This window comes from Nocardia sp. NPDC059229, from assembly GCF_042754165.1.
Lineage (GTDB): Bacteria > Actinomycetota > Actinomycetes > Mycobacteriales > Mycobacteriaceae > Nocardia.
The window spans coordinates 297960-307224 of record NZ_JBHZAK010000011.1 but is presented as its reverse complement, the minus strand read 5'-3'; the positions used below and the strand labels follow the sequence as shown (position 1 = coordinate 307224).

The 9265-nt window shown below is 60.3% G+C and carries 8 protein-coding genes; 1 reads left to right on the top strand and 7 read right to left on the bottom strand.

The genetic code is table 11. From position 1 onward, the window contains the following. Both ACFXHE_RS25540 and ACFXHE_RS25535 read right to left on the bottom strand, forming a co-directional pair. On the bottom strand, window positions 1-378 hold a 378-nt coding region (locus ACFXHE_RS25540), incomplete at its 3' end, for an IS3 family transposase (protein ID WP_379386882.1). Window positions 379-461: 83 nt separating this feature from the next. After that, the gene (locus ACFXHE_RS25535) at window positions 462-785 is read right to left on the bottom strand and encodes a transposase (RefSeq protein WP_376946689.1); all 324 of its coding nucleotides are present in this window, start codon (window positions 783-785) and stop codon (window positions 462-464) included. A gap of 244 nt (window positions 786-1029) precedes the next feature. Here ACFXHE_RS25535 and ACFXHE_RS25530 point away from each other — a divergent pair, with 244 nt between their 5' ends. Further along, a complete protein-coding gene (locus ACFXHE_RS25530) occupies window positions 1030-1554 on the top strand; it encodes a very short patch repair endonuclease (protein ID WP_379386880.1) in 525 nt (174 codons plus the stop codon). Here ACFXHE_RS25530 and ACFXHE_RS25525 read toward each other — a convergent pair. From ACFXHE_RS25525 to ACFXHE_RS25505, 5 genes are all read right to left on the bottom strand, one after another. Further along, window positions 1496-2620, bottom strand: a complete 1125-nt coding sequence (locus ACFXHE_RS25525; RefSeq protein WP_379386878.1) for a DNA cytosine methyltransferase — start codon at window positions 2618-2620, stop codon at window positions 1496-1498. The two genes, ACFXHE_RS25530 and ACFXHE_RS25525, sit on opposite strands and share 59 nt — an antisense overlap. Window positions 2621-2740: 120 nt before the next feature. Beyond that, window positions 2741-3274 carry a hypothetical protein gene (locus ACFXHE_RS25520; protein WP_379386876.1) on the bottom strand — a complete coding sequence of 178 codons (534 nt, stop codon included), beginning with the start codon at window positions 3272-3274 and terminating at the stop codon, window positions 2741-2743. A gap of 81 nt (window positions 3275-3355) precedes the next feature. Further along, window positions 3356-5122 (bottom strand): DEAD/DEAH box helicase family protein, encoded by a 1767-nt coding sequence (locus ACFXHE_RS25515; protein WP_379386874.1) that lies wholly within the window; start codon window positions 5120-5122, stop codon window positions 3356-3358. Further along, a complete protein-coding gene (locus ACFXHE_RS25510; RefSeq protein WP_379386872.1) occupies window positions 5119-7647 on the bottom strand; it encodes an ATP-binding protein in 2529 nt (842 codons plus the stop codon). The genes ACFXHE_RS25515 and ACFXHE_RS25510 overlap by 4 nt, the downstream gene beginning before the upstream one ends. Window positions 7648-7752: 105 nt before the next feature. Further along, window positions 7753-9177, bottom strand: coding sequence for a PIN-like domain-containing protein (locus ACFXHE_RS25505; protein ID WP_379386871.1), 1425 nt, complete (start codon window positions 9175-9177; stop codon window positions 7753-7755). Between the last annotated feature and the right edge of the window lie 88 nt (window positions 9178-9265).

Here is a 9265-nt window from a genome sequence, read left to right as displayed (position 1 = left end):
GGTGAGATAGGTGATATCGGTCAGCCAGACCGCGTCGATTCGGCCCCGATCGAAGTCCCGGACGACCAGATCCGGCGGGAACGACGCCTTCGGGTCGACCACCGTCGTTTTCACCTTGAACGTGCGTGGGCTGATGCCCTCGACCCCGAGACCGGCCATGATCTTGGCGACGGTTTTGCGGGTCACGATCTCACCGCGCTCGCGCAGCTCGGCGGTAATCCGCGGTGATCCGTAGGTCCCGTCGAACTCGGCGTGGATATCGGTGATCTTCACTTCGAGATCGGCGCGACGCTGCTGACGTGGCGTCAAAACCGTTGCCGCGCATCGTTTGACATGCTCGTAGTAGCCCGAGGTCGATACCCCCAGAAGCCGTGCCATCCGCACGATCGAGAACCGGGGGCGCGATCCTCGCGTGGTGGTGGCGCTGGCCGCTAGGTCGTCGGGGTCGGCGTACTCGGCCATCAGAGCGAACCGGGCCGGTTCGTCTGCATCGCGGCAAAGTACGCCGAAGCTTTTTTCAGGAACGCGATGTCTTTGTCCTGGTCGGCGACTTGCTTTCGCAGCCGCAGCAACTCGGCCCGCTCGGCCGAGTCCAGGGGCTTCTCGCCATGGGCCTCAGCGGCGGCGATCCTGCGCCGTTCGTCTTTGACCCAGTTGCTGAGCAAGCCCTCGTTCAAGCCCAGTTCCCGGGCAACGTCGGCGATCGTGCGTCCGGAATCGATCACCCGATGGGCAGCCTCGACCTTGTACTCGGTCGTGAATGACCGGCGCTTACGAGGAGGCATGGAGACATCCTTCCAGCAGGACCTTCGGTCCTGCCAAATCGGTGTCCACTATTCGGGGGAAGCCTCAGTTGTCGCATCCTCCGGATCGTGCAACCGCCTGTCTTCGATGGCAACTGATTCGGTTCATCGGCGCTGACCGGATTGTGTCCTTACTGAGCCGTAGGCTGACCCGATCACGATATTGTTTGCTTGTGGGCTCAGCCGATCTGTGCGTTAGCGGCTTGGAGGGCGGTATCGCACAGCCATGGGTACTTGGAGGCAAATGAGCAAGAAAGCTCAAGCTGGGCAGTTGGAAAGGGATGGGGTGCCTTGGCATCCGCCCAGCGGATCATGGGCATCATCCCAGGGAAACCGGCGAAGCATGGTGGGAAACCGTAGTCGGGATACAAAGCCGGAGCTGGCGTTGCGGTCGCTAGTGCATGCAGCTGGCCTGCGATACCGGGTGGCCCAGCGACCACTCCCAGAGATACGCCGCAGCGTTGACCTAGTCTTTGGCCCGGCAAAGGTTGCAGTATTCGTAGACGGCTGCTTCTGGCACGGTTGCCCGGAACACTACGTTCCGCCGAAGACTAATCCTGATTACTGGAATTCGAAGATCGGCGGAAACGTTGTCCGTGACCGCGACACGGACGCAAAACTCGAGGCAGCGGGATGGCTCGTGTTGCGGTTCTGGGAGCACGAGGATCCCGCATCCGCCTCGGAGGAAGTTGTCAGAACAGTTGTTCAGCGTCGCGCTCGGGCTTCGGGTCCCCGCGCTCCGCGGACCTGATTGCCATAGCGATCTGACGGCCGATCGCCTCAGCGACTGGGGGTGGAAAGGCATTGCCGACTTGGCGGTAGGCAGCCGTCTTGCGTCCAGTGATCTTCCAGTCGGGTGGAAATCCCTGCAGGAGGGCTGCTTGCTCGACTGTCAGCTTGGGGTGGTGGTCTTTCGGAGCATTCTCGTCGGGGACTTCATCGGCTACCCCCATAGCGTCCACGCTCATCGTGGCCCATGCCTGCTTCGCCCGAGTGGGTCCGAGGTCAGCGCCACCGTGTTTCTTGGATCCGCCGACCAGGGTCGGCGCAATCCTTTTGGCCTTGAGCGCCCAGGCTGCCGCGCCAGGCCAATGCCTCTTAGACATCGAGTGCTCAAGCACCTCTCCAACAGTTGGAGCCTTTTCAGGGTGTTTCTCGGGCCAACTGAAGTACGGGTCGTATCTAGGCTTGAGCGCCACCAGGACTGAACGCGGCCGGAGTTGAGGGACACCGTAGTCGCTGGCGTTGAGCAGCTGCCAGCTCCGAACGTTTTCGGGCTCGTCTTCACGGTGGACGATGTAGCCGTGGTGGACATAGTCGCTGCACGCGAGCGGTTCATCGAGCAAGGGCGCAGGGCTTTCGCAGAAGGCGTGCTCAAGCCTCCACAAGATCCACCGCCGGTAAGCTCGGAACTTTGGTTGCAGGAGTCCGCGGACGTTCTCGATCATGACTGCCTTGGGCTGCAGCGCCCCGACCAAATCGAGCATGGCGGGAAAGAGATCCCTCTCATCCTCATGGCCCAGCTGCTTTCCTGCCATCGAGAATGGCGGGCAAGGTACGCCGCCCGAGAGAAGGTCAAGCTGCTGGTAGCTGCGATCCCCGTTGAGGACGTCGTCCCGGAAAGTCAGGACGTCGCCTTGGATGACATCCGCTCCCGGATTCCTGTTCGTCAGGTTCAATTCAAGGGTGGCGCACGCGTTCGCATCGATCTCCACTAGCGCGGAGTGGGAGAAGCCAGCGTTCTCGAGGCCGAGGGCCTGGCCTCCTGCTCCGGCGCAGATCTCCACAGAGGTGAGCTTCCGCTCGCTCGTGGTCATGCCGACCTCCCCGTATTGAAATGCCGGGTCCTGATGACCCGGCTTGCGTCGGACAACCTTATCCACTCGGTACGACAGCCTCGGACCGGTGGCCTCCTGCCTGCGGGTCCGGAGGTGAGGTCAAGGGTTCTCAAGCCCGAGAATAGCTAGTACCTCTGCCTTTTCCTGGTCGGATGCGTGCTTCATGCGGAGGTTGTTCTTGATGATCGATGGGACGAAGGCAGTATCAATCATCAGGGATTGGAGCGTGTATACGTCGGCGCCGCTTGACTTGCCAGTCTGGATCTGCAGTCCGAGCTCTCGTAGCTCACGTGTCCTGCGTTCGGTGTGGACTGAGTCTTGGGTTGTAAAGCGCAGCCAGTCGGCGCTTACAGGCTTGCCAATCCATTGGAGGAGGACTGCGAAGAGGGTCTCATGGGTCTTGCTGCCGTATGGGACGGTGAGGTATCTATCCGGAATATGTTCTCCCCATTGATCTTTCATCTTAACGGCCAGCTCGGTGCGAACCTCGTGGAACGTTGGGCAGTTGTTCGGAAGCGTCGAGAGGAAGAGCGCTTTCATCGATTCGGCGAGGAGTTTCTTAGTGTAGTTGTACATATCCAGAATGTCCTGGTTGGGAGCCTCGCTCTCCAATAGCTCGTGTAGCTTGCCCACCGCGTGTACGGTATCCGGTTTGAGGCGGGACCAATCCGCCTGTGGATCGGAATTCCCTTGTGCCATAATGAATCTCCCCTATTATTCGCTAATCATTGTTATTGCATTGTCGGGTGGGTAGCGCAGAATATGGACGTCCTCACCTGCATCCTGGATGGCCTGCAGGTCTCCGAGCCACTCCCGTAAGAACTGGGCCCCTCGTTTGTCTTCGTCGTTGGCCCGCATGAAGGACACCTTGCTGCCGATGCGTACCCGCGGGTTCCGCTGGGCGTCAGGCTGCTTGAGGGACGCCTGCAGTTCAAGGCCGGCCGCGAAGCGGCGGATATCAGAGACGAAGTCGAGAACGACGACGCGATCCTTGCCCGGTGCGAGGCGGAGCCCTCGCCCGAGCTGCTGGATAAAGATGCGACGGCTGTGTGTGACGCGTTGGAAGACAACGATATTGACATCTGGAACATCGACTCCTTCGTTCAGCACATCAACAGCGCACAGTACTCCCGTGTGGCCATCGGAGAAGTTCCATAGGATCCGGCTCCGCTCCGCAGCGCCCACCGACCGGCCATCGGAGGTACGGGAAGCGATGACTTCGGCACTAGTGAACGCGAGGGAGTTGATACGGGCCGCCACGCGCTCCGCGTGGTCGATGGTGCCGCAGAAGACGATTGCGCGGGGACGAGGCTGTTCTCCCCATGCATCGGCTAGTCGATCAACGACGGCGTCGTCCCATTCTTCGATGAACAGGGTCCGGTTGATCCCTCGAGGGGTAAGTGCTGCAGAGGTCTTAGAGGAGAGGCCCGTTTTGAGGTTGTCCCAGTCGATGTTGTCCGTATACATCCGATAGTCCACGTTAGCCAGGTAGCCCTCCTGAAGCCCTCGCACAATGTCGATGTCAACGACAGGGAAGTCGAACCATCGGTTCAAAGACTTGCCGTCTGGTCGCCATGGCGTAGCGGTCATACCGACCAGGAAGGCTCCACCGTCACCTGCGGAGAGCTCGCCCAACACTGCGTCATACGCAGTTGTGCCGAGGTGGTGGCATTCGTCGACGATTGCAAGTCTGAAGTCGGGCAGGACTCTTCCAGATGCGACAGCGGAGGCCACTGTGTCGATGCATGCGAAGACGACGTCGAGATCCTCAAGCGTGTCGGTGTCAGGACGCTCGTAGCCATTCCACACCCCGGTAGCCACCGACGCTGGCAGCAAAGGCCAGAAGGAACGCTCCAGTTGGTAGACAAGCTCGTTGCGGTGGGCCAAAACTAGCGTTTTGGTGCCAGGTCGGAGTGCGGCAAAACGCCTGTAGAACTCGGAGGCAACGAAGGTCTTTCCCAGGCCGGTGGCTAGGACGACGAGTGCGCTGCGGGAGCCATTAACGAATTCCCGCATGATGGAGTCCACTGCGCGTACTTGGTAGGAGCGGAGCTCATATCGCTCTGGCATGCGCTGTGCTAAAGGCTCGGTCGGCACTAGTTCTGCCTGCTTCAGAAGGACTCTGCGGTCCCACAGCTGCAAGGGAATTCCTTTGTGCATGAGTTGGACCTGTTGGGCTCGGACCGTCTGGGTAAAACCGTTGAGGCTGACGATTACCGGTATATCTGCCTCGTAGCGGCGGCACGCTGCGACGACCTCGGCGACGACTTCGGTGCCGACTGGTGTGCGCCAGCGCTTCACCTGAAACAGCCAGCGCCTTCCGGAAAGCGTGCCAATAACGTCAGCTCCCCCATCCCCAGAAGCACCCGCTAGCCGCACGCCCTGGTATCCGCGTGCAGCCAGGAGTCGTTGCACCGTGCGCTCGAACGCCTGCCAACCGGTGCCGCTCAGGCCCAGCTCTGTCACGATTCGTTGGGTCATGACGACAGCTTGTCGGCCAGGAATTCCGCTGCGGCGCGGGCCCTGACGACGATGAGACGCTCCGGCTGTTCGTACCGTAGGTACGACGCGGCGTCTTCCAAGCAGCGCAGGTACTTGACTTGGAGCTCATGGCGCATCTTGGCGGTGACAACCGGACCCATATCGCTCTCTTGTGGCCACGTGTCCTGCCAGACCTGGCCGTCAAACCAATCCTGCGGCCGGAACTTGAAGAAGGCCGCGAGAGTTTCGCGGTCACAGTAGCGTAGGTAACTTCCAGTCGACTTCATGTGGCCTAGCTGGGCTAGGTCCACGCCAGATTTGATCATGGCCTCAGCCATTGCCCTTTGCTGGGCATCGTCGAGCTCGCGGTAGAAGTCTTCAGCCCACGGTGAGTTCTGTACCTTCTCGATGATTGCAGTGAAGAGTTCTTTGATGGTGCTGCGTACGGTGTCGGCATTCTCGTCGACATCATCGCCCCAGCCTTGCTTGAGCAGTTCGGATGTCAACACGGCAACCGTGTGGCCTGGCCGGCTCCGTAGGTACGGGTGCAGACTATAGACGTACTGAGCTGCTTCAGTCGCGATCAAATACTGAGGGTAGAGACTAGTTTCAGAAAAGACCTGGTGCGTGAGGTTGATATAGATCACTAGGTACCCGGACTTTGGAAAAGTCACCAGCGGAACCGGGTCTCGACCCCAGTCGGCCGTGATCGGTCTCTGGACGCTGAAGACGGAGATGTCCAGTGGATCACTGGACTTTCCGTTGGCGAGTATGACCGATAGATTCTGCACCCCGAGGCCCGGCTCTGGCTCGGCGCCGTACGAGAGGGCTTCATCGCTCGCAGGGTGTGGGGAGTCCTTCAGGCTGCCGCAGGTCGCACAATGCTCGGCCCCTGCTTCGTTATCCGTATCGCAGAATGCGCAGTGCCAGGGCATCAGCACCTTCACGACCTGAGAAGTGCCGCAGCGTTGACAGCTAATGGCAGAGCGAACAATTACTGCATCGCATTCGGAATTACGGCAGGACTTGCCCTCAAAAACGTGCCCGCAACCAATGCAGGCTTCAGCGCCTTTCGTGTTCTGAGACGCACATGCAGGGCAGGCGAGAAGCTCGTCTAACGGAGGCTCGTTTGCGGATTCGACCAGTTCCCACCACTTCATATCATCGTAATAGCCCGGCTCCCGGCTCAGGAATCGCTGATAATACTCCCGCTCAACCTCCCTGGAGATACGCTCGGCCTTTCCTTTCGCCTTGCTGTACTGGCCCATGTACATATCGCCGCGGCCGAAGCTCCGAACCTTGCGGTAGCCCTGGAACAGGCGAGAGACCGGCGAGTTATTGGGCTCGCCGTCCGCCCATTTGTTCGGTAGCAGCGAGCCTCCGCGTAGAAATCGAATCGCAGCCTGCCACTCGGCGGTAGCCCTTTGGAAGTTTTGTTTCTGGAAATCGACCGGGACCTGGTCGAGGTGGATTTCTCCCACGATGCGGCCGTACTGCTGGTCGATCGGATACTCGCGCTCCAGCTTCCCAGTTACCTCGTCGGCGAATTCGAAGAAGGCGGGCTTTTCTGCCTCACGGATTGCCCTGCCGTTTCGGATCAGATCGATGCCGTAGTCGTTAGCGTCATCGAAGCGTTGGATCCCGACCCAGCCACGCACTCTCTGCACAACCTCTCGGCTTTCGCGGCCGCCGCATCGGGGGCAGGAGTCGCCGGATCCGAATTCGGTCGCGTCTTTCAAGCAGCGGCGAGACCGGTCGACTGCTTCGTCAAAGGAGAACCTCGCAGGTACCTTTCCGTACTTCTGGTGGTCGACGAAGCGCGACTCGGACCAGGTGCAGTGTTCGTACGCCCGGCAGTTGTCGCCATTCACGCTGAGGAGTACTGGACTCCCAAGTTCCCCGCGTAGCAAAGTGGCGTACCTGCGCCCAAGACGTTCGCGGACAGTGCTTTTCGGTATCTGTGCCAGTCTCTTGATGAATCGGCTGTTGGCGTCGCCGTCCGGCCACCAGCCCCTTACCTCCACGACGGTGCCATGCGTCATTTGGGGAGGTTTCGAGACCTGCTCAGCCTCAACAGTGAAGGTGCCGGCCCGCTGGAGATGCGGAATGTCGAGCGTGACTTGGATTGCGTAGTCGTTCTCCGTGCGCGCAGAGATCACCCGGGTGACTTGTCCGAGTTTGCCTGTCGCGATGTTGAAGCCCATTCCGAACAGCCCGAGGGTGTCATAGTGGTTCTTGTTAGAGTATCCGGCCCGCATCGCATCGGCGATCTGCTCCTCAGTCAACCCAGGACCTGTGTCGCGGACCCGGACAAGACCTTCGCCCCGGTTTACCTCTGAGGCACCAGGGATCTCCACCAAGACCTGTTGGACTGCTGAAGGAGTCCCGGCGATGCGGGCTGCGTAGAAGGAGTCGACCGCGTTGTCGATGAGCTCGCTCAACGCATCGATCTCTGTAATAGGCGTCCGGGTCAGAGCGACCAGGACCTCCGGTGTCGGTGTGATGTCCAGCAGCTTGTGCGACATCGCTTTGATCCCCGCTTCTTCTTGTAGTGCGCTGCACTGGCCGATCTACAAACGTAGCGCTCAACTTGGGCGGTGAGGTGGCGTTCGGGCCAGCGCCAAGCACTTTCAGGTGGTGGTTCCGTGCAAGTCGGCTTGCCTTGCGGCAAGTCGCTGAAGAACTAGCCGGTCGGCCTCAGGAGCAGGCTGGACGACTTGGGCGAACCATGGAGCTATCCACGTCGAGCTTCGGTAGGGCCACTCACCATCGCGCAGAACCGTTCCCCGCAGCCAGTCCGGGCCGGGGGGAGGAATGGACCGGACTGCGGCCAGCATCTCGATAAGGGGCTCGTCGTCCCCAGGATTTCGGCGCCCGAGCTCGGCGGTTACTCCGATAAGCCACCACTGGAACAGGCGGTGTGCGGGAGACTCAACCGCGCGACGGATCGAACTGGTTGTCAAGCCTGCGGATTGGTAGGCGGCCACCCGCAACTCTGCCGTCGGTTCCAAGACTGCCGCGCCCATCTCTGTTACGACGATCCCGGGGAGCGGACTCGATTCTGGCGGCGGAGGCAATTCAGCCGCCCGCTTGATTTCCTCTGAAGTCTCTTCTCCAATGTCTGCGTCCAGGAACTGGCGGATTCCGTCGAAGAACTCCTGTGGCTGCTCTATACGCAGTTCGGCCCCAGCACGCTGCCTGATCTCGTCGAACAGCATCGGCCATGGCCTCGCTTTCGCGCCATCCCTCGCAGGCTCGTACCAATCCTCTTTGGTGTCAGAAGAGACGAGTAGGACACGGCGTGGCTCAGGCATTGCGGCGGCCTGCTCGATCACCTCCTCCCACAGGAGGTAGTCGCCCGCCGACCGAAGAGGCGTGCTCTTGTCAGCGTCTGCGAAGCCTGGCGGGATCTCGTTCGGAAAACGGTATGCAAAGGCATCCTCGACCCGCTGTCGCAGCACATGCGGATGCGGCGGTTCACCTACTCGGTCGTCGAAGAGGTTTGCGACCTTCTGCAGGATGCTGTCATCGGTCCACAGTGTGCCTTCGCGGTGGTCCTGTGCATCCTTAAGGGCTTTCACCTGGCCGCGGAGAAGGGCTGCCCACTCCTTCAGATGGTCGTCCACGGTCTTGTTGTTGATGGCCGCTTCAAGGTCCTTCTGGGCTTGTTCGTCCCTGGTGTACGTCTGTAGCAAGTGCTGGACCTGTTTTCGGACAGTGACTAGCGCGCGGACCGCTTCGCCGAACTTCTTACCGATCTGGTCGGACGCATCCCTAAGTGCCGCGTCGTGCGACTTCACCCTGCTGTGCCGACCGCGTACGAACTCCAACCCAACCTGGTGGGGAAGCCACAGGCGTGGCGAGATCAATTCGAGTGCGGCGAAAACCTGACTCCTCGCCTGTGGCGTGTACTCGTACAAGTCCAAGAGGACATTGGTGTCGAGGACGACCAAGGCGCTCTTGAAGTACACCTCACGTTCGGTGTCGTCTGAGTCCGCAGCAGGCACGATCCATGCCTGGTACCGCCGCATCAACAGCGGCTCGTGATCCTCCACCCAGAATCCTCACAGCGGTCGCATGATGTTGTACGCCAATGATTCCGGCGGATGGTCGCTGAGTCAAGATCACCGGGACGGTGTCATC

Bases quoted from the DNA above. Each gene is read 5' to 3' on its own strand.
- ACFXHE_RS25535 (WP_376946689.1), bottom strand. From the start codon at position 785: ATGCCTCCTCGTAAGCGCCGGTCATTCACGACCGAGTACAAGGTCGAG.
- ACFXHE_RS25530 (WP_379386880.1), top strand. From the start codon at position 1,030: ATGGGTACTTGGAGGCAAATGAGCAAGAAAGCTCAAGCTGGGCAGTTG.
- ACFXHE_RS25525 (WP_379386878.1), bottom strand. From the start codon at position 2,620: ATGACCACGAGCGAGCGGAAGCTCACCTCTGTGGAGATCTGCGCCGGA.
- ACFXHE_RS25515 (WP_379386874.1), bottom strand. From the start codon at position 5,122: ATGACCCAACGAATCGTGACAGAGCTGGGCCTGAGCGGCACCGGTTGG.
- ACFXHE_RS25510 (WP_379386872.1), bottom strand. From the start codon at position 7,647: ATGTCGCACAAGCTGCTGGACATCACACCGACACCGGAGGTCCTGGTC.